General features: G+C 67.1%; 19 protein-coding genes. 17 read left to right on the forward strand and 2 right to left on the reverse strand.

What is annotated here, in order from left to right:
• Positions 1-247 precede the first annotated feature (247 nt).
• The 17 genes from ACM0PB_RS19260 to cueR all read left to right on the forward strand — a co-directional run bounded on the left by ACM0PB_RS19260 (position 248) and on the right by cueR (position 19108).
• Entirely contained in the window at positions 248-556 is a 309-nt protein-coding gene (locus tag ACM0PB_RS19260) for a YerC/YecD family TrpR-related protein (protein ID WP_111173367.1), read from the forward strand.
• Between the two features lie 34 nt (positions 557-590).
• Positions 591-1502, forward strand: a complete 912-nt coding sequence (gene hisG / locus ACM0PB_RS19265) for an ATP phosphoribosyltransferase (RefSeq protein WP_065177576.1) — start codon at positions 591-593, stop codon at positions 1500-1502.
• Complete coding sequence (hisD, locus tag ACM0PB_RS19270; protein ID WP_414604550.1) at positions 1499-2794, forward strand: histidinol dehydrogenase; 1296 nt, start codon at positions 1499-1501, stop codon at positions 2792-2794. The genes hisG and hisD overlap by 4 nt, the downstream gene beginning before the upstream one ends.
• Entirely contained in the window at positions 2791-3885 is a 1095-nt protein-coding gene (gene hisC / locus ACM0PB_RS19275) for a histidinol-phosphate transaminase (RefSeq protein WP_065184993.1), read from the forward strand. Before hisD ends, hisC begins: the two co-directional genes overlap by 4 nt.
• Positions 3882-4955: a bifunctional histidinol-phosphatase/imidazoleglycerol-phosphate dehydratase HisB gene (gene hisB / locus ACM0PB_RS19280; RefSeq protein ID WP_053499882.1), complete on the forward strand. Its 1074-nt coding sequence runs from the start codon at positions 3882-3884 to the stop codon at positions 4953-4955. Before hisC ends, hisB begins: the two co-directional genes overlap by 4 nt.
• Complete coding sequence (gene hisH, locus ACM0PB_RS19285) at positions 4952-5554, forward strand: imidazole glycerol phosphate synthase subunit HisH (protein ID WP_065177579.1); 603 nt, start codon at positions 4952-4954, stop codon at positions 5552-5554. Before hisB ends, hisH begins: the two co-directional genes overlap by 4 nt.
• Positions 5551-6285: a 1-(5-phosphoribosyl)-5-[(5-phosphoribosylamino)methylideneamino]imidazole-4-carboxamide isomerase gene (gene hisA, locus ACM0PB_RS19290; protein WP_065177580.1), complete on the forward strand. Its 735-nt coding sequence runs from the start codon at positions 5551-5553 to the stop codon at positions 6283-6285. The genes hisH and hisA overlap by 4 nt, the downstream gene beginning before the upstream one ends.
• Positions 6279-7055, forward strand: a complete 777-nt coding sequence (gene hisF / locus ACM0PB_RS19295; RefSeq protein ID WP_065184991.1) for an imidazole glycerol phosphate synthase subunit HisF — start codon at positions 6279-6281, stop codon at positions 7053-7055. The genes hisA and hisF overlap by 7 nt, the downstream gene beginning before the upstream one ends.
• Entirely contained in the window at positions 7045-7665 is a 621-nt protein-coding gene (gene hisIE, locus ACM0PB_RS19300; protein WP_065184989.1) for a bifunctional phosphoribosyl-AMP cyclohydrolase/phosphoribosyl-ATP diphosphatase HisIE, read from the forward strand. The genes hisF and hisIE overlap by 11 nt, the downstream gene beginning before the upstream one ends.
• Before the next feature lie 139 nt (positions 7666-7804).
• Positions 7805-9403 (forward strand): calcineurin-like phosphoesterase C-terminal domain-containing protein, encoded by a 1599-nt coding sequence (locus ACM0PB_RS19305; RefSeq protein ID WP_414604551.1) that lies wholly within the window; start codon positions 7805-7807, stop codon positions 9401-9403.
• 35 nt (positions 9404-9438) lie between these two features.
• Positions 9439-9723 (forward strand): hypothetical protein, encoded by a 285-nt coding sequence (locus tag ACM0PB_RS19310; protein ID WP_005409434.1) that lies wholly within the window; start codon positions 9439-9441, stop codon positions 9721-9723.
• Between the two features lie 84 nt (positions 9724-9807).
• Positions 9808-10830 carry a glucokinase gene (locus tag ACM0PB_RS19315; RefSeq protein WP_065197007.1) on the forward strand — a complete coding sequence of 341 codons (1023 nt, stop codon included), beginning with the start codon at positions 9808-9810 and terminating at the stop codon, positions 10828-10830.
• A 51-nt stretch (positions 10831-10881) separates the two neighbouring features.
• Positions 10882-11880 carry a glycosylasparaginase gene (locus ACM0PB_RS19320; protein ID WP_065177585.1) on the forward strand — a complete coding sequence of 333 codons (999 nt, stop codon included), beginning with the start codon at positions 10882-10884 and terminating at the stop codon, positions 11878-11880.
• Positions 11877-12614, forward strand: coding sequence for a copper homeostasis protein CutC (locus ACM0PB_RS19325; protein WP_065184978.1), 738 nt, complete (start codon positions 11877-11879; stop codon positions 12612-12614). Before ACM0PB_RS19320 ends, ACM0PB_RS19325 begins: the two co-directional genes overlap by 4 nt.
• Positions 12615-13019: 405 nt before the next feature.
• Entirely contained in the window at positions 13020-15977 is a 2958-nt protein-coding gene (locus ACM0PB_RS19330; RefSeq protein ID WP_329953459.1) for a TonB-dependent receptor plug domain-containing protein, read from the forward strand.
• A 162-nt stretch (positions 15978-16139) separates the two neighbouring features.
• Positions 16140-18641, forward strand: coding sequence for a heavy metal translocating P-type ATPase (locus ACM0PB_RS19335; RefSeq protein ID WP_065184974.1), 2502 nt, complete (start codon positions 16140-16142; stop codon positions 18639-18641).
• 11 nt (positions 18642-18652) lie between these two features.
• Positions 18653-19108, forward strand: a complete 456-nt coding sequence (gene cueR / locus ACM0PB_RS19340) for a Cu(I)-responsive transcriptional regulator (RefSeq protein WP_065177589.1) — start codon at positions 18653-18655, stop codon at positions 19106-19108.
• Positions 19109-19188: 80 nt separating this feature from the next.
• Here cueR and ACM0PB_RS19345 read toward each other — a convergent pair whose 3' ends face one another.
• Positions 19189-19383, reverse strand: coding sequence for a heavy-metal-associated domain-containing protein (locus ACM0PB_RS19345; RefSeq protein ID WP_065184972.1), 195 nt, complete (start codon positions 19381-19383; stop codon positions 19189-19191).
• A gap of 187 nt (positions 19384-19570) precedes the next feature.
• Positions 19571-22645, reverse strand: coding sequence for a TonB-dependent receptor (locus ACM0PB_RS19350; RefSeq protein WP_414604552.1), 3075 nt, complete (start codon positions 22643-22645; stop codon positions 19571-19573).
• Between the last annotated feature and the right edge of the window lie 537 nt (positions 22646-23182).

A 23182-nucleotide genomic window follows, 5' to 3' on the forward strand; every position in this document is an offset into this window, starting at 1 on the left:
AACCCGTCCATGGGGGCTTGTCCGCGGCATGCATGCCGCGGACAAGCCCCCATGGACGGGTTTACGGCGTCCCATGCCACCGGACCCACCCCGCCAACCCTCAGCCATCCAGCATTTGACGTCGCTTCGGCATCTAGCGGGTGCAGGGCAGCAGCCTTGCCGCCCCCTCAACCCCCGATTTGACGCACTGCGCAAGAATGCGCTAATGTACTAACGCGATATTACATTGATGCATGGAAACGACCCCGTGAAAGCCCGCCCCGAGATTGCCGCCAAAGACCCGAAGGCCGACCTGGAAGCCTTGGCCCTGGCCTTTGCCGCCCTGCGCGAGCCGGAGGAGGTGGAAGCCTTCCTGCGCGACCTGTGCACTCCGGCCGAACTGGAAGCCATGGCCGACCGCTGGAAGGTGGTGCCGTTGCTGCAGCAGGGCGTGCCGTACCGCGAGATCCACGAGCGCACCGGGGTCAGCGTGACCACCACCGGACGGGTGGCGCGCACGCTCGAGCACGGCCATCGAGGCTATGCCGCTGCCATCGACCGCCTTGCTTCGCGCTGATCCGCGCCCCGTTCCGAACTTCGAGACCTCCCCCATGAGTGCAACCCAGGCAGCGCCGGCACGAGACCGGCTGCGTATCGCCATCCAGAAGAGTGGCCGGCTGGCCGAGCCCGCCCGTAACCTGCTCAGCGCCTGTGGCCTGAGCTGGCGCGAAAGCCGCGACAAGCTGTTCTGCTACGGCGAATCGCTGCCGGTGGACCTGCTGCTGGTGCGCGACGACGACATCCCCGGCCTGATCGCCGACGGCGTCTGCGACCTCGGCATCGTCGGCCGCAACGAGCTGGACGAACAGGCCGCGGCACGCCGCCAGGTCGGCCTGCCGGACGCCTATCAGGCGCTGCGCGGGCTGGGCTTCGGCCAGTGCCGGCTGATGCTGGCGGTGCCCGAGGAATGGCAGTGGCAGGGTCCGGCGCAGCTGGCCGGCACCCGCATCGCCACCAGCTACCCGGCCATCCTCACGCAGTGGCTGGCCGAGCAGGGAGTGGACGCACAGGTGGTCGAGCTGTCCGGTTCGGTCGAAATCGCCCCGCGCCTGGGCACCGCCGACCTGATCTGCGATCTGGTGTCCAGCGGCGCCACCCTGCGCGCCAATCAGCTGACCCCGGTGCACAACCTGCTCGACAGCGAGGCGGTGCTGGCCGGTGCAGTACGGGTGCCCGAAGATGCACGTGCATCGCTGCGCGCGATGCTGCTGCGCCGCCTCGATGGCGTGGTGCAGCGCCAGGACCGCAAGCTGCTGATGTTCCGCGCCAGCGAGGATCGCGTCGACGCGCTGGCGCAGTTGCTGGCCGATGCCGAGCCGCTGGTGCGGTTGCCGGCCGATGGCGGTGCGCTGCGCCTGCAGACCATGTGCCCCGGCCCGCTGAGCTGGCAGCGCATGGAAGAACTTGAGCGCGCGGGTGCGCAGGGCCTCATGGTACTGAGCGTGGAGCGGTCGCTGGCATGAACCGTCTGATCTGGTCCCAACTTGATGAGGCCGCGCGCAGCGCGGCATTGACCCGCCCGGTGCAGACCGTGGCGCAGCAGACCCGCGACGCGGTGGCGACGCTGATTGCACAGGTGCGCGCGCAGGGCGACGACGCGCTGCGTGCGATCACCGCACGCTTCGATGGTGTCGAACTGTCGTCCTTTGAAGTGAGCGAAGCCGAGTTCGCGGCGGCCGAAGCCGCTGTCCCCGCCGAACTGCGCCAGGCCATGGTGGACGCCGCCGAGCGCATCGCCCGCTTCCACGCCGCCGGCATGGGCAAGGGATACGCAGTTGAAACCGCGCCAGGCGTGGTCTGCGAACGCATGCTGCGCCCGATCGGGCGGGTGGGCCTGTACGTGCCGGCCGGCAGCGCGCCGCTGCCGTCCACCGCGTTGATGCTGGGCGTTCCGGCGCAGTTGGCCGGTTGCCCGCAGGTGGTGCTGTGCACGCCGCCGCGCGCCGACGGCAGCGCCGATCCGGCAGTGCTGGTAGCCGCGCGCCTGACCGGCGTGCAGCGCGTGTTCAAGTTGGGCGGCGCGCAGGCGATCGCCGCGATGGCCTATGGCACCGCCAGCGTTCTGGCCTGCGACAAGCTGTTCGGGCCCGGCAACAGCTTCGTCACCGAAGCCAAGCAGCAGGTCGCGCAGGATGGCGCCGCCGCCATCGATATGCCGGCCGGTCCCTCCGAAGTGCTGGTGATTGCCGATGCTGGCGCCAATCCGGCGTTCGTCGCCGCCGACCTGCTGTCGCAGGCCGAGCACGGCCCGGATTCACAGGTGCTGCTGTTGACCGACGATGCCGCGATGCTGGCCGCGGTCGAGGTTGAGGTCGAGCGCCAGGTGGCCCTGCTGCCGCGCCAGCAGATTGCGCGGCAGGCGCTGTCAGCGTCGCGCCTGATCCAGGTTGATTCGTTGGACGAGGCCTTCGCGATCAGCAACCGCTATGCGCCCGAACACCTGATCCTGGCGCTGCGTGAACCGCGCGATTGGCTGGACAAGGTGCAGGCGGCCGGCTCGGTGTTCCTGGGTGATTACACCCCCGAAGCACTGGGTGACTACTGCAGCGGCACCAACCACGTGCTGCCCACCGCCGGCGCCGCGCGTGCTTACAGCGGCGTGAGCGTTGCCAGCTTCCAGAACCTGATCAGCGTGCAGAGCGCCAGTGCCGCCGGCCTGGCCGCGATCGGCGGCTGCGCGCGCATCATCGCCAGCGCCGAAGGCCTGGATGCCCACGAGCGTGCGGTGGCATTGCGCATGGAGGTGGCGGCATGAGCGCGGCTGTCGAGGAGGTGCTGGCGCTGGTGCGTCCGGATCTGCAGGCGTTCGCCGGCTACAGCTCGGCACGCAGCGCAGCGGTGCAGGGCGAGGTCTGGTTGAACGCCAACGAGTCCGCCTGGGCCAATACGGCCGACGCGGCTGGCAGCAGCCGGCGCTATCCGGAGCCGCAACCGTTGGCGTTGCGCGAAGGCTTGGCGGCGCTGTACGGCGTGACGCCACAGCAGCTGCTGGTCGGCCGCGGCAGCGACGAGGCCATTGATCTGCTGGTGCGCGCGCTGTGCGTGCCGGGCCGCGACGGCGTGGTGGTCACGCCGCCGGTGTTCGGCATGTACGCCGTCTGCGCACGCCTGCAGGGCGCCGCATTGATTGAAGTGCCGCTGGTGGACAGCGAAGATGGCCTGCGTGCCGATCTGGATGCGGTGGTCGACGCGGCCAAGGCGCAAGGTGCCAAGCTGGTGTTCCTGTGCGCCCCGTCGAACCCGGCCGGCAGTGACATCGCCCTGGACGAAGTCGAGCGGGTGGTGGTTGCGCTGCGCGGGCAAGCACTGGTGGTGGTGGACGAGGCCTATGTCGAGTACGCGCAGCGTCCGTCGGCGACCACGCTGCTGGCCGCGAACCCGAATCTGGCGGTGCTGCGCACGCTGTCGAAGGCGCACGCTCTTGCCGCCGCCCGCGTTGGCACCCTGATCGCCGCCCCGGAGCTGATTGCCGTGCTGCGCCGCTGCCAGGCGCCGTACCCGGTGCCGACGCCATGCACGGAACTGGCGGTGCAGGCGCTGCAACCCGCCGCGCTGACCATCACCGCCGAGCGCGTAGCCACGGTGATTGCCGAGCGCGAACGCCTGCGCGAGGCGCTGCCGGGCCTGCCCGGCGTGCGTCGCGTCTACCGCTCATCCGGCAACTACCTGCTGGTTCGCTTCGCCGATGCCCAGGCCGCGTTCGATACGCTGCTGGCTGTGGGCGTGGTGGTGCGCGACCAGCGCGCCGCGCCGCAGTTGGGTGATGCACTGCGCATCAGTATCGGCAGTCCCGAAGAGAACGACCGCGTGCTTGCGGCCCTGTCGGCGCGGAGGGCCGCAGCATGACCCCGATCCTGTTCATCGACCGCGACGGTACCCTCATCGAGGAGCCGTCCGACTTCCAGATCGACGCCTACGAGAAGCTGCGCTTCGTGCCGCAGGTGATCCCGGCGCTGCTGAAGCTGCGTGATGCCGGCTACCAGTTCGTGATCGTCACCAACCAGGATGGCCTGGGCAGCGACAGCTACCCACGCGCCAGCTTCGATGGCCCCAACGACCTGATGCTGCAGATCTTCGAGAGCCAGGGCATCACCTTCCGTGACGTGCTGATCGACTGCAGTTGGCCGCAGGACAACGCGCCCACGCGCAAGCCGGGCATCGGCCTGATGACCGCCTACCTGCAGGACCGCAGCATCGACTGGGCGCGTTCGGGCATGGTGGGGGACCGTATCACCGACCTGCAGTTCGCCGACAACCTCAACATCCGTGGCTTCCAGCTGCGCACCGAACAGTTCGGTGGCGAGTGGAACTGGCCGGGCATCGCCCATGCGCTGGCCGACGCGCCGCGTACTGCCGTGGTCCAGCGCAACACCAAGGAGACGAAGATCCGCGTTGAACTCGATCTGGACCGTGCCGGTGATGCGCGCATCGCCACCGGACTGCCCTTCTTCGACCACATGCTGGAACAGATCGGCAAGCACGGCGGGTTCGCGCTGGACATCCAGGCCGAGGGCGACCTGCACATCGACGAGCACCACACCATCGAGGACACCGGGCTGGCGCTGGGTCAGGCCCTGCGCGAGGCGCTGGGCGACAAGCGCGGCATCGGCCGCTACGGCTTCACCCTGCCGATGGACGAGACCCTGGCCAGCGCTGCGCTGGACTTCAGCGGCCGCCCGTACTTCGTGTTCGAGGGCGAATTCAAGCGCGAGCGGGTGGGCGACATGCCGACCGAGCTGGTGCCGCACTTCTTTCGTTCGCTGTGCGATGCCAGTGGCCTGAACCTCAACCTGCAGGTACGCGGCGACAACGATCACCACAAGGTGGAGGCCTGCTTCAAGGCGCTGGCGCGCGCACTGCGCCCGGCGCTGGCCCGGCAGGGCACGGCACTGCCGAGCACCAAGGGGGCATTGTGAGCGACGTCGCGCTGATCGATGCCGGTGGTGCCAACCTGGGCTCGGTGCGCTACGCACTGGAGCGCCTGGGCGCGACGGTGCGGCTGGTGCGCGATGCGGACGAACTGGTGGGTGCGCAGCGGGTGATCCTGCCCGGTGTCGGCGCCGCCGGTCCCGGCATGCAGCGCCTGCACGCGCAGGGCCTGGTGGAACCGCTGCAGCGATTGCAGGTGCCGCTGATGGGCATCTGCCTTGGCATGCAGTTGCTGTTCGAACGTTCCGAGGAAGCGGGCGTAGAAACACTGGGACTGATTCCGGGCGTGGTGCGCAAGCTGGTGCCGGCCTGTGGCATCCGGGTGCCGCACATGGGTTGGAACCGGCTGCTGCCGCTGCGGGAGTCGTTGCTGTTGCAGGGTGTCCCGGAGCGGGCCAGCGCCTACTTCGTGCACAGCTACGCGGCGCCGCTGAATGCCCACACCGTCGCGGCGTGCGACCACGGTGGGCTGTTCACTGCCGTGGTGGAGCAGGGGCGTTACTACGGCGCACAGTTCCACCCCGAGCGCTCCGGCGAGACCGGCTCGCTGATGCTGCGCAATTTCCTCGAGGGCACCGCTGCATGAGTTTCATCGTCTACCCCGCGCTGGATATCCGCGATGACCGCGTGGTGCGGCTGCGCCAGGGCGACTACGCGCAGGAAACCTCCTACGGCGACGATCCGCTGCCGCGCGCGCAGGCCTTCGCCGCCCAGGGCGCGCAGTGGATGCATCTGGTCGACCTGGATGCTGCACGCGCCGGTGGCTATACGCTGGCACCGCTGCTGGCGGCGATCCGCGCGCAGACGCCGCTGCAGGTGCAGACCGGTGGTGGCGTGCGTGGCCGCGACGATGTGGCGCGCATGCTTGATGCTGGCGCCGGCCGCGTGGTGGTCGGCTCGCTGGCGGTGCGCCGCCCCGATGAAGTGGTCGGCTGGCTGGAGGAATTTGGCGCCGAGCGCATCACGATTGCGCTGGACGCGCGCCAGGACGCACAGGGGCAGTGGCAGCTGCCGGTGCACGGCTGGACCGAGAACGCCGGGGTGACCCTGGATGACCTGGCCCAGCGCTACGCGCGCGCCGGCATGCGCCACCTCTTGTGCACCGACATCGCCCGCGACGGCATGCTGGCCGGGCCCAATATCGGCCTCTACCAGCACCTGTCGGCATTGCTGCCGGGGGTGGCGGTGCAGGCGTCCGGCGGCATCCGTGACGTGGCCGATGTGGCCGAGGCGCGTGCCGCTGGCTGCGGTGGTGCGATTCTCGGCAAGGCACTGCTGGAGCAGCGCATGGACCTGGCGGAGGCGCTGGCATGTTGAGCCGCCGCATCATTCCCTGCCTTGACGTGCGCGATGGCCGCGTGGTGAAGGGCGTGCGCTTCCGCGACCACGTCGACATGGGCGACATCGCCGAGCTGGCGCAGCGCTACCGCGACCAGGGTGCCGACGAGCTGGTGTTCTATGACATCGGCGCCAGCCCCGAGGCGCGTTCGGTGGACGTGGCGTGGATCGAGCGCATCGCGCGCCTGATCGACATTCCGTTCTGCGTGGCCGGTGGCATCGACAGCGTGGAAGCCGCGCGTCGCGTGTTGTTCGCCGGTGCCGACAAGGTGTCGATCAACTCCCCCGCGCTGGGCCGCCCGGAACTGATCACTGAACTGGCCGACGAGTTCGGCGTGCAGTGCGTGGTGGTGGGTGTCGACTCGGTACGTGAAGCGGACGGCCAGTGGCGGGTGCGCCGTTTCAGTGGCGACCCGGACAAGACCCAGGCGGTACCGCTGCGTACCCTGGACTGGATCGTCGAAGCTCAACGGCGTGGCGCTGGCGAGATCGTGCTGAACTGCATGGACAGCGACGGTGTGCGCCGTGGCTACGATGTCGTGCAGCTGCAGCAGGCGCGGGCACTGTGCCAGGTGCCACTGATCGCCTCCGGTGGCGCCGGTGCGATGGAGCACTTCGCCGAAGCCTTTGATCAGGCCGACGTCGATGGTGCGCTGGCGGCGAGCGTGTTCCACAGCGGCGCCATCGCCATTCCAGAATTGAAGCGCTACCTGCGCGGACAGCAGATCGAGGTGCGGGATGTCTATTGAAGTCAGGCCTTCGTTGGACGCATTGCAGGCACTGGACTGGGGCAAGGGTGACGGCTTGCTGCCGGCCGTGGTGCAGGATGCCGATACGCTGCAGGTGCTGATGCTGGGCTATGTCAGCGCCGAATCGCTGGCGGCCACGCTGGCCATCGGCCACATGACCTTCTTCAGCCGCAGCAAGCAGCGGTTGTGGACCAAGGGCGAGCAGTCCGGCAACGTCCTGGCGGTGCAATCGATCAGTGTCGACTGCGATGCCGACACGCTGCTGGTGACGGCACGCCCGGCGGGGCCAACCTGCCACACGGGTGCGGAGAGCTGTTTCGACCAGGCGCCGAAGGACTTCCTGGGCGGGCTGGACCAGTTGGTCGCGATGCGTGAGGCGCAGCGCCCGCCGGGCAGCTATACGACCAGCCTGTTCGAGGGCGGCATCCGCCGCATCGCACAGAAGGTGGGTGAGGAGGGGGTGGAGACCGCTCTGGCTGCGGTTGCGCAGGATGACGAGGCGCTGCTCGGTGAGGCTTCGGACCTGCTGTACCACCTGCTGGTACTGCTGCGCGCGCGCGGTCTGTCGCTGGACGATGCGCGGGCGGTGCTGGAAAAACGCCATCGTTGAAGCGTGGTAGTGCCGGCCGCTGGCCGGCAACCTCCTGATCGTCGGACATCCAAGGGTTGCCGGCCAGCGGCCGGCACTACCCGCCGGCAATGCAGCCGAGCGTGGCTCGGCTCTACAATACCGCGTCTCTTTCTGCCGGATGCCTCCCGTGAAACTGCCTGCTGCCTGGCTGTGCTGCCTGTTGCTGACCTCGCCGGCCTGGGCTGCGGACACCGTGGTCACCGGCAAGGTCTATCTGGAGCGTGAAGGCAAGCCGGGCCGCGGTGCGACCGATCCGGGCCTGGCCGGGGTGCAGGTCTCCAACGGCGAGACGATCGTCAAGACCGCCGCCGATGGCAGCTACAGCCTTCCGGTGCGTGACGGCCAGACCGTGTTCGTGATCAAGCCCGATGCGTATTCGTTCCCGAAGGCGACAGACGGCCTGCCTTCGTTCTGGCGCCACTTCCGCCCGAACGGCTCGCCGGCGCTGAAGTACGGCGGCATCGCCGCCACCAGCGATGTCACCCGCAACTGGGATTTCGCGCTGCAGTCGGATCGCCATGACAGCCGTCGCGGCTTCCAGATGCTGGTCTTCACCGACTCCCAGACCGCCAGCCTGAAGGACATCGGCTACTACCAGCAGTCGATCGTGTCGCCGCTGGTCGGCCAGACCAAGGCGCGCATGGGCACCACCCTGGGTGACATCGTCAACGACGATCTGACCCTGTATCCGGCAATCAACAAGGTCACCACGTCGCTGGGCGTGCCGTGGTTCCATGTGCCGGGCAATCACGACCTCGATTTCGATGCAGCCAGCGACGAGCATTCGCTGGACAGCTGGCGCAACATCTACGGCCCGGACACCTACGCGGTGGAAGAGGGCGGTGCCAGTTTCGTGTTCCTCGACGACGTGGTGTATGACCCCAACGCAAGGCCGAAGTATGTCGGTGGCCTGCGCGAAGACCAGTTCGCTTTCCTTGCCAGCTACCTGAAAGGCCTGCACAAGGACCGCCTGCTGGTGCTGGGCATGCACATCCCGCTGTTCGACGCCGCGCCGGGGCGCGAGACCTTCCGTCATGCTGACCGCCAGCGCCTGTTCGACCTGCTGAAGGACTTCCGCAACGTGCTGGTGCTCAGCGGGCACAGCCACACCCAGCAGCACGTCTACCACGGCAAGGCCGACGGCTGGAACGGTGACAAGCCGCTGCACGAATACAACGTCGGTGCCAACTGCGGCGCATTCTGGTCCGGGGTGAAGGATGCCGCCGGCGTGCCGGACAGCGCCATGAGTGATGGCACGCCAAAGGGCTACGCGTTGCTGGACGTCGCCGGCAATGGCAGCTACAAACTGCAGTACCGCGTGGCCGGCAAGCCGGCCAGCGAGCAGATCGGCCTGCATGCGCCGAAGGTGCTGCGCCAGGGGGCCTATCCGGCGTGGGGTGTCTACGCCAACGTCTACATGGGCGAGGACGCCAGCGTGGTCGAGTACCGCGTCGATGGCGGTGCCTGGCAGCCGATGAAGCAGGTCAGTCAGCCCGATCCGCGCCTGATGGTGGAGAACGTGGCTGACGATCTGGCTGACAGCCTGCGCGGCTACGACCGTTCGCCGGAGGCCACCGCGTCGCCGCACCTGTGGCGTGGCGCGCTGCCGACCGACCTGGCAGTGGGCAGTCACAAGGTCGAAGTACGCTCTACCCAGCCTGATGGTGCAGTATTCACCGCCACCACCCGCTACAGCCTGCAGACGGCACAGCCCTGATCCCCCGCATCTCCGCTCCAGCGAAAGGACCCCGCATGGATATCCGCTTCATGGCCGGCACCACGCCAGTCACCCTCAGCCGCCACTGGTTCACCGGCGCGATGCTGCTGCAGAGCGCCACCGAGAAGGTCTGGGTGCAGCATCCGCTGCATCCGGGCACCCACTTCTCGTTCTCGCTGGTACAGTCGTGGCTGCGCCACATCGCCGGCCATGAGGTGCTGGTCGAGCGCACCCGGCCGCTGTTGTTCGCCGGCTTCCGCCCGCAGCGCCTGCGCGTGCTGGTGGATGGTGTGCAGGTGGCCGAACAGGAAGGCATGTAGTCCAACCTGAACCGCCGGCGCGCTAGGCAAAGCCGCCCCGATGCCTGAGAATCGGGGCGATTCAATCGATCCAAGCAGGCCAGCGTGACCATCGCAGCAGCGTCTCCGGTTTCCACCGACTCCGCCCGCGGCGGTCTTCCGCGCAGTCTCGTTGTCGCCGATGTCGGCGGCACCTTCGCCCGTTTGGCGCTGGCTGAAACGCAAGCCGGCCAGGCACCACTGCTGGGCAGCCATCGCACCTACGCCTGCGCCGAGCACCCCAGCCTGGCCGCGATCCTGGCCGATTTCACCGCTGGCCTCGGCCAGCCGGTACAGGCCGCGGTGGTCGCCATCGCCGGCCTGCTCGATGGCGATGTGTTGATCAATTCCAACCTGCCGTGGACGGTCTCGCTGTCGGCCACGCGGGTGCAGTCCGGGCTGTATGAGCTGCAGCTGATCAATGATTTTGAAGCGGTGGCGTTGGCCATTCCCTACCTGCAGCCTGACACCCTGGTGCCGCTCAATGGCGATGCTGACCCGGCGCAGGCGTTCCCGGCGCTGGTGCTGGGCGCCGGAACCGGCCTGGGTGCAGCATTGCGCTTTGCCGACGGCGAGCGTCCGGTGCTGGCCAGCGAGATCGGCCATGCCGCGCTCGGCGCCGGCAACGCGCTGGAACTGCAGGTGCTGGACAAGCTGCTGCAGCGCTGGCCGCACGTGGACAACGAGCGCGTGCTGTCCGGCAGTGGCCTGATGAACCTGTATCCGTGCCTGTGCGAACTGCGTGGCGTCACTCCGGTGTGGAGCAGTACCGAGGCACTGATCGGTGCCGCGCGCAGCGGTGAGGATGCGCTGGCGGTGGAAACGCTGCAGGTGTTCTGTGCCTGGCTGGGCAGCCTGGCCGGCGACGCAGCGATCGCGGTGGGTGCGCGTTCGGTGTACCTGGCCGGGGGTATTTCCGCGCATGTGCAGGATTTCCTGGCCGATGGTCGCTTCCGTGAGCGCTTCCTCAACAAGGGCGTGCTGACCGAGGTGCTGCGCCAGGTGCCGGTATGGCGCGTGGAGCATGGCCAGCTGGGCGTTCTCGGCGCAGCGGTCTGGTACGCCGCACGGCAGCCCACGCACGACTGATCGGCGTGGCCGGCATCGGGCCGGCCGTGCATTGCAGACTGGGAGGGGAAGATGGTGGATCGCAGGCAGTTCCTGCAGGCCGGCGCACTGGCCGCAGGCATGGTGGCCTTGCCGGGCGTGCAGGCGCGCACGCAGGGTGGGGCCAGGGTGGTTTCGACCTGGGACTTCGGCGTGCCGGCCAACCAGGCCGCGTGGAAGGTGCTGGCGCAGGGTGGCAGCGCACTGGATGCAGTTGAAGCCGGTGCACGCTGGGCCGAGAGCGAGCTGTGCAACCCCACCGTCGGCCATTGCGGTAACCCGGATCGCGACGGGGTGCTGAGCCTGGATGCGAGCATCATGGATGGTGATGGCCGTTGTGGCGCAGTGGCCGCGCTGGTGGACATCCTGCATCCGGTGTCGGTGGCCCGCAAAGTGATGGAAAACAGCCCGCACGTGCTGCTGGTGGGCGAGGGCGCGCAGCAGTTCGCGGTGCAGCAGGGTTTTGAACGCAGGCACCTGCTGACGCCGCAGGCCGAAGCGGCCTGGCGCGAGTGGCTGAAGACCGAGAAGTACCAGCCGCAGATCAATGCCGAGCGTCGTAGTATTCCTGGCAACAGCGACAACCACGACACCATCGGCATGCTGGCGCTGGATGCCCGCGGTAAGCTGGCCGGCGCCTGCACCACCAGCGGCATGGCCTGGAAGCTGCACGGCCGGGTCGGCGACAGCCCGATCATCGGTGCCGGCCTGTATGTCGACAACGAAGTGGGCGCGGCCACTGCTTCGGGCGTGGGTGAGGAGATGATCCGCAACGCCGCCTCGTTCCTGGTGGTTGAGCTGATGCGCCAAGGGCGCTCGCCCGCGCAGGCCTGCCGCGAAGCCATCGACCGCGTGGTGCGCAAGCGCCCCGAAGCGAGCAGAACATTGCAGGTGTGCTTCCTGGCCATGAACAAGCAGGGCGAGGTGGGTGCCTACGCGTTGCACCGCGGCTTCGTCTACGCCGTGTGCGATGGACAGCGCCAGGACGACCTGCGCGACTCGCCGTCGATCTACACGAGCACTCAGGCGTGAGCACGCGGCTGACCCTGGAGATCGCCAGCAACTCGCTGGCCTCGGCGCTGGCCGCGCAGGCCGGCGGTGCCGACCGCATCGAACTGTTCGAGAACCTGGCCGAGGGTGGCACCACGCCGTCGTTTGCCACCATCGCGATTGCCCGGGAACGCCTGTCGATTCCGCTGTTCGTGCTGGTGCGCCCGCGCCCGGGTGATTTCCACTACGACGCATTGGAAACCGAACTGATGCTGCGTGACATCGCGCAGTGCCGCGCGCTCGGCTGCGATGGCGTGGTGATCGGTGCGCTGGATGTGCAGGGCGGGATCGATCTGGCGCTGTGCCGTGAACTGGTGCAGGCCGCCGGGCCGCTGCAGGTGACCTTCCATCGCGCCTTCGATGCTGCCCGCGATCTGCCTGCGGCACTTGAGCAGGTGGTTGAGCTGGGTTGCCAGCGCGTGCTGACCTCGGGCGGCCAGGTCAGCGCCGAGGCCGGCGCGGATGTGCTGGCGGGTCTGGTCACCCAGGCAGCGGGACGTATCACGGTGATGGCCGGCGCCGGGCTGGGCCCGGCCAACATCGCCGCCGTTGCGCGACGGACCGGCTGCACCGAACTGCACGCCTCGGCCAAGGGCCTGCGCCGCTCGGCCATGCAGTTCCAGAACCCGGCTTTGCGCGGCCTGGACCCGGACTGGAGCCAGACCGCCACCGCGACCGTGGCCGCGCTGCGGCAGGCGCTGGACGGCGCAAGGTAGCCCGCTTCTGCTGTAGAGCCGAGCCAACGCTCGGCTGCGCTTTGCGGCAAACGACATCAGCCGAGCACGGGCTCGGCTCTACAACGCCCCGCTGCCGCCGCACGCGACAACGCGGACAAAACCGTTCCGCGCGCGATTGTCGCGTTCGTGTCATTGTCGTGTGCGCCGTTCTCTCAGCGATGTTGCGCAACCCTTTGATTGTTCTGGATACCGGCAGCCGATAGCGGCATTCCGCCAGCGGTTGCTGCATCGCCGCATGCCCGGCGCTGTTCAGCTGTGCTTTAGTTTGGATCGATCCACAGGGGAGGGGCTGGGACGGTCGTGAACCGATCCCGGTACCCGGATCAGCCGTCGTGCTACGCCACCACCCGTCCGTGCGTCCACCCTTTCCAAGAGCAATCACCCATGGCTCAGTCCGTTCGCAAGCGTCGTCACCTGCTGTCCCAGGCACTGGTCCTGGTCCTGTTTCCCCTGGCCGCTGGTGCACAGGAAGCGGCCAGTTCGTCCACCAAGGACTTGGACGCGGTCACCGTTACCGGTTCGCGCATCAAGCGCGCCGCGGTCGAAGGTCCGGCCCCGGTCAACGTGATCACCGCGCAGCAGATCCAGAAAGAGGGCTTCGTCAGCGTGTACGACGCGCTGAAGACGCTCACCGAAGCGACCGGTACCGTCGAAGCCGCCTCGCAGTGGGGTTCGCACACGCCAAATGCCAGCGGGCTGAACCTGCGCGGGATGGGCCCGAATCGCTCGCTGCTGTTGGTCAACGGCCGTCGCGTGGCCGATTACCCGCTGCCGTATGGCGGTGAAACCAATTTCTCCAACTACGGCAACATTCCGGCCGCAGCGGTGGAACGCATCGAAGTACTGACCGGCGGCGCCTCGGCCATCTATGGTTCGGACGCGATCGCCGGCGTGGTCAACGTCATCCTCAAAACCAACTACGACGGCGACGAAGTGCGCGTGCGCGGCGGCACCTCCACCGAAGGCGGGCGCGACACCTGGGACCTGTCATGGGCCGGCGGCAAAACGGGTGACAACTGGAGCGTGACCTATGCGTTGCAGTACACCAAGCGCGATCCGTTGTTCGGCCGCGACCGCCCGCAGATGGACGATGCCGATGATGCGCCGTATGCGTCCTGGAACATGGAGCAGCGCAAGGTCGGCTTCCGTCCCACGGCCGGGCTGGCGCTGATCGATCCGACGACGGGCCAGCGCCTGGCGCCGCCCACCGGTACCTGCGAGAAGTTCGACGGTGAGTACTACACGGCCGATCGACTGGTCTACAACTACGCCGCCAACCGCATCACCAACACCGGCCGCCTGTGCGGCATGAGCGCCGACTACGCCAACTGGCTGCTGACCGGTGGTGCCGAGAACGTGTCCGGCAACCTGTATGCCACCTTCGATTTCAGCAGCGACCTGCAGGCCTGGACCAACCTGGCGGCGTACCGCTCCGAAGCGATCTGGGGCACCAATCCACCCAGCGTCTCGCTGATCGACGATGACAACGGCTACTACTGGGATGCCAACCGCAACCGCCCGATCCTGGGCGTGCGCCAGTTCACCCCGAACGAAGTCGGCGGCTTGGACACCCTGCGCAACACCAACCGCGAGCTGTCATGGGACTGGAGCGCGGGCCTGCGTGGACGCCTTGCCGACCGCTTCGACTGGAGCGCCACGGTGGGCCGTTCCTACTATCGCGTGGAAGAACGGCAGAACGTGGTCGACAAGCAGAAGTCGTACGACTACTTCCTCGGCCCGCGCCTGGGCACCACCGCCAACGGCGAGGCGATCTACGCGCTGAACGAATCGCGCTGGTGGAATCCGCTCACGCCGGACCAGTACTGGCAGATGGGTGCGGTGGCCAGGAACCGCGCGTCATCGTGGGTCAACCAGGCCTCGGCGGATATCACCGGCGAACTGTTCCAGGGCTGGGCCGGCCCGATCTCGTTCGCCGCCGTGGCCGAAGTCGCGCAGCAGGGCTATCACCTCAGCCCGGACCCGCGCGCCGGCATCGACTTCGATCTGCAGAACGTCGATCGCGGTGGCGGCGAGCGCACCCGTTACTCGGCCGGCGTCGAGTTCAAGATCCCGCTGCTGGAGAGCGTGACGGCCACCGCGGCCGCCCGCTACGACCGCTATGGCAACTACAAGGCCGATGACAGCAGTGAAACGCTGGATATCGGCAGCCAGAAGGAGACCACCTGGAACGTCGGCCTGGAATGGCGCCCGGTCGAATCGCTGCTGGTGCGTGGCTCGTACGCCACCAGTTTCCACGCGCCGGACATGCACTATCTGCTGGGCCAGCCGAGCAGTTCCGAAGTGCAGACCTATGACCGCCTGCGCTGCATCCAGAGCGGTGCCTACCTGGTCAACAACTGTGGCGTGGGCAACACCGATGTCTGGTACACCTTCGACGTGAACCGGCGTGGCACGCCGCTGCTGCGTTCGGAAACCGGCGATTCGTGGACGGTCGGCTTCGTCTGGGACGTGATGCCGAACCTGTCGGTCAGCGCCGACTACTGGGCGATCAAGCTGGAAGACATGATCGTCGATGTCGGCGCTGACGAGGTGCTGGCCAGCGAGGCCGGCTGCCTGACCGGCAAGAACATCGATGGCACGCCGTGGGCCAATCCGGCCGGTGGCGATTATTGCGCCGGCATCCTTGCCCGCGTGAACCGTGACAGCAGCGGCCGGCTGGTGTCGATCGAGCGCGGCCCGTTCAACCTGGCCAGCCGGGAAGTGCGCGGTATCGACCTGACTGCACGCTATCGCCTGGAAACCGCGCAGTGGGGCAGCTTCCAGCTGGGCCTGAACTACACCAACCAGATCTCGACCAAGGAACAGCGCTACGCCAACGACCCGAACCCGGAACGGCGCGACCGGGACCTGCGCAGCAAGCTGCGCGCGAGCCTGGCCTGGCAGCGCGGCAACTGGAACGCCAACGTCTATGCCGACCGCGTGGGTTCGGTGCCGGGCGTGCGCTATCACTGGGGCACCGATCGCCTGGACAATCCCGGCGGTTGCCTGCCGTTCGCCGACGGCTACGTGCCCAGTGACAGTCCGTCGCTGAACTGCCTGGAACCGGCACAGCTGCCGGATGGCTCGGTGAACCCTAACCCCAACGCGGGCCAGCAGACCTCGCGCTACTTCGGCCGGGTCGGGCCGTTCATCACCTGGAACGTCAACGTGGGTTACCAGGTGACCGAGCACGCCAAGGTCAATGTCTACGTCAACAACGTGTTCAATTCGGCCAGCTGGAACCACAAGGACCCGTACAAGCTGGACTATGACTTCGCCCCGACCCGGTTGCTGAGCGCGGTCGGCCGCGAGTTCGCATTGGAGTATGTGTTCACCTTCTGAGGAGACCGGCCTCCGCCGGTAGATCCACGCCATGCGTGGATGCGGAAACGGAACACCGGGGGCGGCGCCCCCCTTCAGGCATGCGGACAGGCTGGATTTGACCTTCCCACGATGGCAAGGTTTAGCCTGTCCGCATCCAGAAGGAAACCCGGGAATCCGATCATGAGCACGCCGCGCGCCGCTGCCGCCCCCGCCAGCCCCTCCACCATCAGCCTGCCCATCGAGGGCATGACCTGCGCCAGCTGCGTAGGCCGGGTCGAGGCAGCACTGTCCAAGGTCGAGGGCGTGGGCAGTGTCTCGGTGAACCTGGCCACCGAGCGGGCGGATATTCGTCCGTCGGGCCCGGTGGATCGCGCGGCGCTTGTCCAGGCAGTGGAGCGGGTGGGCTATGACGTGCCCGCAGCGACCACCGAACTGGCGGTCGAAGGCATGACCTGCGCTTCCTGCGTGGGCCGTGTCGAACGCGCGCTGTTGGCCGTGCCCGGCGTCAGCCAGGCCAGCGTCAACCTGGCCACCGAGCGCGCCACGGTGCGTGGCATGGCGGACGTGGCTGCGCTGGTCGCCGCGATCGACAAGGCCGGCTATGACGCACGTGTGATCGAGGCGGGTGTGCAGTCCGATGACCAGGCTGCGGAAAAGAAGGATGCCGAGCGCGCCGAACTGAAGCGCGACCTGATCGTGGCGGCCGCGCTGGCACTGCCGGTGTTCGTACTGGAAATGGGCTCGCACCTGATTCCCGGCATGCACGCATGGGTGATGTCCACCCTCGGCATGCAGGCCAGCTGGTACCTGCAGTTCGTGCTGACCGCGCTGGTGCTGGCCATTCCGGGCCGCCGTTTCTACCAGAAGGGGTTCCCGGCGCTGCTGCGGTTGGCGCCGGACATGAATTCGCTGGTGGCGGTGGGCACCGCCGCGGCGTTCGGCTATTCGGTGGTAGCGACCTTTGCACCGCGGCTGCTGCCGCCGGGCACGGTGAACGTCTACTACGAAGCGGCGGCGGTGATCGTCGCGCTGATCCTGCTCGGCCGCTTCCTGGAGGCCCGGGCCAAGGGCCGCACCTCTGAAGCGATCAAGCGCCTGGTCAACCTGCAGGCCAAGGTGGCCCATGTGATCCGCGACGGCCGCGCGGTCGACATCCCGATCAATGAAGTGCAGAGCGGCGACCTGGTGGAAGTGCGCCCGGGCGAGCGCGTGCCGGTGGATGGCGAGGTGGTTGAAGGCCGCAGCTACATCGATGAATCGATGATCAGCGGCGAGCCGATTCCGGTCGAGAAGCTGCCGGGCAGCAGCGTGGTGGGTGGCACGGTCAACCAGAAGGGCGCACTGACGGTGCGGGCGACGGCCGTGGGCGCGCAGACCCTGCTGGCGCAGATCATCCGCATGGTCGAACAGGCGCAGGGCTCGAAGCTGCCGATCCAGGCGGTGGTCGACAAGGTCACGTTGTGGTTTGTGCCGGCGGTGATGCTGGCCGCGCTGGCGACCTTCGCGGTCTGGTTGATCTTCGGTCCATCGCCGGCACTGAGCTTTGCACTGGTCAATGCGGTGGCGGTGCTGATCATTGCCTGCCCGTGCGCGATGGGCCTGGCCACGCCGACCTCGATCATGGTCGGAACCGGTCGTGGCGCCGAAATGGGCGTGCTGTTCCGCAAGGGCGAAGCACTGCAGCTGCTGAAGGACGCGCAGGTGGTGGCGGTGGACAAGACCGGCACGCTGACCGAAGGCCGCCCGCGCCTGACCGACCTGGAGATTGCTGCCGGCTTCGATCGCAACAGGGTTCTGGCGGCAGTGGCCGCGGTGGAGTCGCGCTCGGAGCATCCCATCGCCCGCGCGATTGTTGATGCCGCGACCGGGCAGGGCATCACGTTGCCGGGCATGGTCGACTTCGAATCGGTCACCGGCATGGGCGTGCGGGCCAGTGTCGAGGGTGCACGCGTGGAGGTCGGTGCCGATCGCTTCATGCGCGACCTGGGCGTGGACATCACTGCATTCGCAGCATTGGCGGCGGAACTCGGCACGCAGGGCAAGTCGCCGCTGTATGCCGCCATCGACGGTCGCCTGGCCGCGATCATCGCGGTATCCGATCCGATCAAGCCGAGCACCCCGGCAGCGATCGCGGCACTGCATCGGTTGGGCCTGAAGGTGGCGATGATCACCGGCGACAACGCCGGGACCGCGCAGGCGATCGCGCGCCAGCTCGGCATCGATGAAGTGGTGGCCGAGGTGCTGCCGGAAGGCAAGGTCGAGGCAGTGCGCCGGCTGAAGGCCACGCACGGCCACGTCGCCTTCGTTGGTGACGGCATCAACGATGCCCCTGCGTTGGCTGAAGCCGATGTCGGCCTTGCCATTGGTACCGGCACCGATATCGCGGTGGAGTCGGCCGACGTGGTGCTGATGTCGGGCAACCTGCAGGGCGTACCGAACGCCATTGCGCTATCGAAGGCGACGTTGGGCAACATCCGGCAGAACCTGTTCTGGGCCTTCGCCTACAACACCGCGTTGATTCCGGTGGCCGCCGGCGTGCTGTACCCGGTCTGGGGCGTGCTGCTGTCGCCGGTGTTCGCGGCCGGTGCGATGGCACTGTCCAGTGTGTTCGTGCTGGGCAACGCACTGCGCCTGCGCCGCTTCCAGCCGCCGATGGCGGATGCCGCCGTTGCGACCCACTGAAGGAGAATCGCATGAATATCGGTGACGCCGCCAAGGCCTCCAGCGTGTCGGCGAAAATGATCCGCTACTACGAACAGATCGGCCTGATTCCTGCGGCGGATAGAACGGAGTCGGGCTATCGGGCGTATTCGCAGGCCGACATCCATCGCCTGCGCTTCATCCGCCGCGCGCGCGATCTCGGCTTCCAGGTGGCCGAAATCGGCGACCTGCTGGGCCTGTGGAACGACACGTCGCGCCACAGTGCCGACGTCAAGCAGCTGGCCGAGCAGCACATCGCCGACCTGGAACAGCGCATCGAGCACATGCGGCAGATGGCCGACACGCTGAAATCGCTGATCCGCTGCTGTGCCGGCGATGAGCGCCCGGAATGCCCGATCCTGCAGCGGCTGGGTGAAGACGATGAGGCTCCGCTGCCGGTGGAAGCGGCCAAGACCGGCGCGGTGCGCCGCCGCGCACGCAAGCACTGAGTTTTCATGTTCGCATGCACTGAAAAGCCCGCCCAGTGACAGTGCAGGGGGCGGGCTCCGCTGTGGCAGAAAGCAGGGGATCAGGCAGTGCGCGGCGGGAACCCCGCATCCTTCAGCGCGGCGAACACCTGCTCCTGTGATGCAGTGGTCTGCACCTTGACCAGGCCGGTCGGCGGATCGGCCACCACACTGGCGCTCGGATCGATCTGCTGGATCGCGCGGGTCACGCTGCGCGCGCAGCCGCCGCAGGTCATGCCGTCAACATGGAATTCCATCTGTAGCTCCTTCGGTGCTCGTGAGGTGAAACCAGTGTGCACCTTCCAACGATGGCAGGGTCAAGCAGGTGGCTGAACGGCGGTGCAGGCAAATGAAAACGGCAGCCGCCTGTACCAGCGCGGCTGCCGTGGAGGACCATTCCCGTCGGGGCGGGCAAGACTGCGCCGGGCCAGGCCCGGCGCTGCCTCAGAACTTCCAGTTCACGCCGAAATACAGCTGGCGCCCGGCGTACAGATTGGACAGCAGGCGGGCCTGGCTGTCGTTGCCGATGTAGCTGCGCAGCTCGGACTTGGTGGCGTTCAGTACGGCCGCGGTCACCGTCCAGTCCGGGGTGAGGTTGTAGGCCACGTTCAGGTCAAGCTGGCTGTAAGGCTTGGTGTAGGTGGTCATGCCATTGTTCAGGCCGCCGACCACTTCACCTCGACGGTTGTACGAGGCGCGCGCCAGGAACTTTTCGTTCTCGTAGAACACCGTAACGTTGGCCTGGTTCTTGGCACTGCCGACCAGCGGCGAGGAGCCGATTTCCTCGCCATCCAGCACGATCGAGGCCAGGTTGGTGTCGTTGTAGGTGTAGTTGGCCTGCACGCCCAGCCCGAAGTCGAACGTGTACTGGCCATACAGTTCCACGCCCTGCGACACGCCATCGCGGCCATTGGCCTGGGTCTCGTACTTCTGCACGGTGACCGACTGCCCGCCGACGTTCATCTGCTGGTCGCGCACCACCGGCACGGTGAAGTTGTCCACGTTCTTGCGGAACAGCGAAACACCTGCGACCGCGCCCGGCTTGAAGTACCACTCCAGGCCCAGGTCGAACTGGACCGCCTTGAACGGTTCCAGCGCCTTGTTGCTGCCCGAGCCGTACCAGCCGGGCGTGTCGGTGCCGCCGGTGACGCGGCGGTCGTTGGCGTACTCTTCGCTGATGTAGCGCAGGCCACCGGGATAGGCGATGCTGGTGTAGCTCGGGCGCGCGACCACCTTCGACGCCGCGCCACGCAGCACCAGGTTGTCGGTGATGTCCCAGGCAATGTTGAAGCTGGGCAGCACGTCGGTATAGGTCTTTTCCAGCGACGACAGGGCATACACCTTGTCGCGCACCTGCGGGTCGGGCAGGCGGACGAAGCCACCCTGGCAGCGCAGGTTCGGGTCGGCGGCCGGATCATCGCAGCTCATCGGCGCGCCGCTGGCGTTGTCGACGAAATAGTCGTTGAAGCGCTCGACCGAATCGCTGGACTGGGCGAACTGCTTGGTCCGCACCACGCGCACGCCGATGTTGCCGCGTACCCGCTCAGTGCGGAAGTTGGCCTGGAAGTAGCCGGAATAAATCTTCTCGTTGACGTCGTAGACGAAGTCTTCTTCGGTGCGGTTGTGCGAGCCACCGTAGGTCTTGTTCAGGTAGTCGATGTAGGCCGGGTAGTTGATGCCCGGGAACACGTTGGCGTTGAACGCGCCGGTGATGTTGCTGATCGGGTTGGACAGGAAGAAGCCCGGCTGCGCATCGCCTGCGGTCGGATCGCAACCGGCCTGGTAGCGGTTGTTGTCATAGTCGGACGGATCCAGGCCCGGGCACACCCAATAGGTGTTGCCGGTGTTGCGGTGGACCTTGCCATCGCGGTACTTGGCGCCGAACTGGATCGAATCCAGCCAGCCGGCCTCGAACAGCTTGGTGACGTCGGCCTGGAAGTAGTTCTGCTTGACCTCGGTCTGCATCCACGACGAATCGGTCGAGCCGGTATCGACTTCGGCCACGCCCGCCATCAACTGCTGCTGCAGGTCCGGCGAGAACTGCACCGACGGCGTGCCGGTCAGGTCCCAGGCGGTGTACTGGTTGCCGGACTGCCACTGGTTGCCAACCTTGCGGCGCGGCTTGGCCGACATGCGGAAATTCATCGACGGACCACCTTCGGACCAGGTGCGGCCGCCGGTGAACGAGGCCTTCCACAGCGGGCTGATATCCCAGTCGATGGTCAGGTCGGCGGTCTGCGACAGTGCCTTTTCCTTGCTGTATCCACCGGTGAGCTGCGGAGTGGGGATGGTGCAGTCGTCCGGGCCCCAGCCACCGGGTTCCAGGCCGGCTGCCGCTGCTTCTTCCTCACTGCAGTAATAGGTCTTTCCGGCCAGCTTCTGGTACTGCGCACCCGTGACGATGCTGCCACTCGGGTCGAAATCCAGGCCGTTGAGCAGGCGGCCGCCGGCCCAGTTGCCGTCCTGGTTGTAGCGGGCCAGGTTCCACTCCGGCACCTTCAGCATGTTCTGGGTGTAGTCACCCTGCAGCTCGAAGCGGAAGTAGTTCGCGGTCATCGTGACGTTGTCGACCGGCTTGAACTGGAAGGTCAGCTGGCCGCCCTTGCGCTCGCGCTTTTCTTCCTTCACCGCGAAGTTCACCGAGGTCGGCATGAAGAATTCGCTGTAGTTCTTGCCAGCCTGGTTGTTGAAGCCGGACTGGCCCCACCAGTAGTGGATGCCATCCTGCTCCAGCAGGTTGCCGTTGGCATCGCGGGCCGTGGTGCCATTGCCGTACCACTGGTAGTCCTCGGTGCTGGCTTCCATGGTGCGGGTGGTGCGCTTCTGCTGGGTCACGCCGACGAGGACGCCGAAGCGCTCATCCTTGCTGTGCCACGAGTACAGCGCGGACGCCTGCGGATCGACATCGTGGCTGGTATCGGAGGTGGTGCCCTCCAGGTTCACGTAGCCGGAGTTGGATTCCATGTCCAGCGGGCGGCGGGTATGCAGGATGACCGTGCCGCCGATGCCGCCTTCGTCGATGTGTGCTTCCGGCGACTTGAACAGCTCCGCGCTGGACAACATGTTCGATGGCAGCAGGGTGTAGTTGAAGGAGCGCGTCGCTTCGTTGTTGGTCTCCGACGAGGCGACGAAGTTGCCGTTCAACTGGGTCAGGGTCAGGTCCGGCGCGAGGCCGCGCACGCTGACACTCTTGCCTTCGCCACCGCTGCGGGTGATGACCACGCCGGGCACGCGCTGCAGTGCGTCGGCCACGTTCTTGTCGGGGAACTTGCCGACGTCCTCGGCGGTGATCACCTCGACCACCGCGTTGGCGTCGCGCTTCTGCTCGAGGCTCTTTTCAGTGGCGTAGCGGTAGCCGGTGACCTGGACGCTGTCCAGGGTGGTGGCGTCCTGCGAGCCGGTGGAAGCGGCCTGTTGCGCGGCGGCGCCACCCGGAATGACGGCGGCGGCCAAGGCCAGCGCGATGGCCAACGACAATGCGTCCTGACCATGCGTACGTGTTGAATGCTTCATTCCCATCTCTCCCTCTCTCATGGATTGATCCGGTGACGTGGCACGGACAACTTGAATCGATCTAATTTGAAGTGACTTTGTCGCTGTCGCCAAGCAACTGCCAGTGGCGCCGCGCGCGTGGCCTGGTACGTCCTGTTGCTGCTCCCCCAACTCCCGGCCATCGCAGCGTCGTCTTGGATCGATCTAAGCGATGGGCGGGCGTTTTTTAGCACGGGTCGCCCGCAGGCGCATGCTGCTGCGCAATATGGTACTGGCGTGGCGAAGGGATGACGGTTTGCTGAAATCAGTGAAATCGTTTTCGTGCGCAGGGGAGGGGGAGTTGGCAGGGCTGCGCCCTGCACCTGCGGTAGTGCCGGCCGCTGGCCGGCAACAGCCAAAGCCAAAGCCAAAGCGGCTCTGGGTTGTCTGTGGCTTGGCGGGGCGGTGTCGGATTGCGGGGACGCCGTAAACCCGTCCATGGGGGCTTGGCCGCGGCATCCATGCCGCGGACACCCCGCAATCCGACACCGCCCCACCTTCGACAGTTTCCCGGTGACGGTTGGA

Origin of the sequence: Stenotrophomonas sp. AR029 (assembly GCF_047520695.2) — a bacterium.
In the GTDB taxonomy this organism is placed as follows: domain Bacteria; phylum Pseudomonadota; class Gammaproteobacteria; order Xanthomonadales; family Xanthomonadaceae; genus Stenotrophomonas; species Stenotrophomonas sepilia.

What these genes read in the sequence shown, in the direction of transcription:
- hisG (WP_065177576.1), top strand. Translation starts at nt 591, where the DNA reads ATGAGTGCAACCCAGGCAGCGCCGGCACGAGACCGGCTGCGTATCGCC.
- hisD (WP_414604550.1), top strand. Translation starts at nt 1,499, where the DNA reads ATGAACCGTCTGATCTGGTCCCAACTTGATGAGGCCGCGCGCAGCGCG.
- hisC (WP_065184993.1), top strand. Translation starts at nt 2,791, where the DNA reads ATGAGCGCGGCTGTCGAGGAGGTGCTGGCGCTGGTGCGTCCGGATCTG.
- hisB (WP_053499882.1), top strand. Translation starts at nt 3,882, where the DNA reads ATGACCCCGATCCTGTTCATCGACCGCGACGGTACCCTCATCGAGGAG.
- hisA (WP_065177580.1), top strand. Translation starts at nt 5,551, where the DNA reads ATGAGTTTCATCGTCTACCCCGCGCTGGATATCCGCGATGACCGCGTG.
- hisF (WP_065184991.1), top strand. Translation starts at nt 6,279, where the DNA reads ATGTTGAGCCGCCGCATCATTCCCTGCCTTGACGTGCGCGATGGCCGC.
- hisIE (WP_065184989.1), top strand. Translation starts at nt 7,045, where the DNA reads ATGTCTATTGAAGTCAGGCCTTCGTTGGACGCATTGCAGGCACTGGAC.
- ACM0PB_RS19305 (WP_414604551.1), top strand. Translation starts at nt 7,805, where the DNA reads ATGCCTCCCGTGAAACTGCCTGCTGCCTGGCTGTGCTGCCTGTTGCTG.
- ACM0PB_RS19310 (WP_005409434.1), top strand. Translation starts at nt 9,439, where the DNA reads ATGGATATCCGCTTCATGGCCGGCACCACGCCAGTCACCCTCAGCCGC.
- ACM0PB_RS19320 (WP_065177585.1), top strand. Translation starts at nt 10,882, where the DNA reads ATGGTGGATCGCAGGCAGTTCCTGCAGGCCGGCGCACTGGCCGCAGGC.
- ACM0PB_RS19330 (WP_329953459.1), top strand. Translation starts at nt 13,020, where the DNA reads ATGGCTCAGTCCGTTCGCAAGCGTCGTCACCTGCTGTCCCAGGCACTG.
- ACM0PB_RS19335 (WP_065184974.1), top strand. Translation starts at nt 16,140, where the DNA reads ATGAGCACGCCGCGCGCCGCTGCCGCCCCCGCCAGCCCCTCCACCATC.
- cueR (WP_065177589.1), top strand. Translation starts at nt 18,653, where the DNA reads ATGAATATCGGTGACGCCGCCAAGGCCTCCAGCGTGTCGGCGAAAATG.
- ACM0PB_RS19345 (WP_065184972.1), bottom strand. Translation starts at nt 19,383, where the DNA reads ATGGAATTCCATGTTGACGGCATGACCTGCGGCGGCTGCGCGCGCAGC.
- ACM0PB_RS19350 (WP_414604552.1), bottom strand. Translation starts at nt 22,645, where the DNA reads ATGGGAATGAAGCATTCAACACGTACGCATGGTCAGGACGCATTGTCG.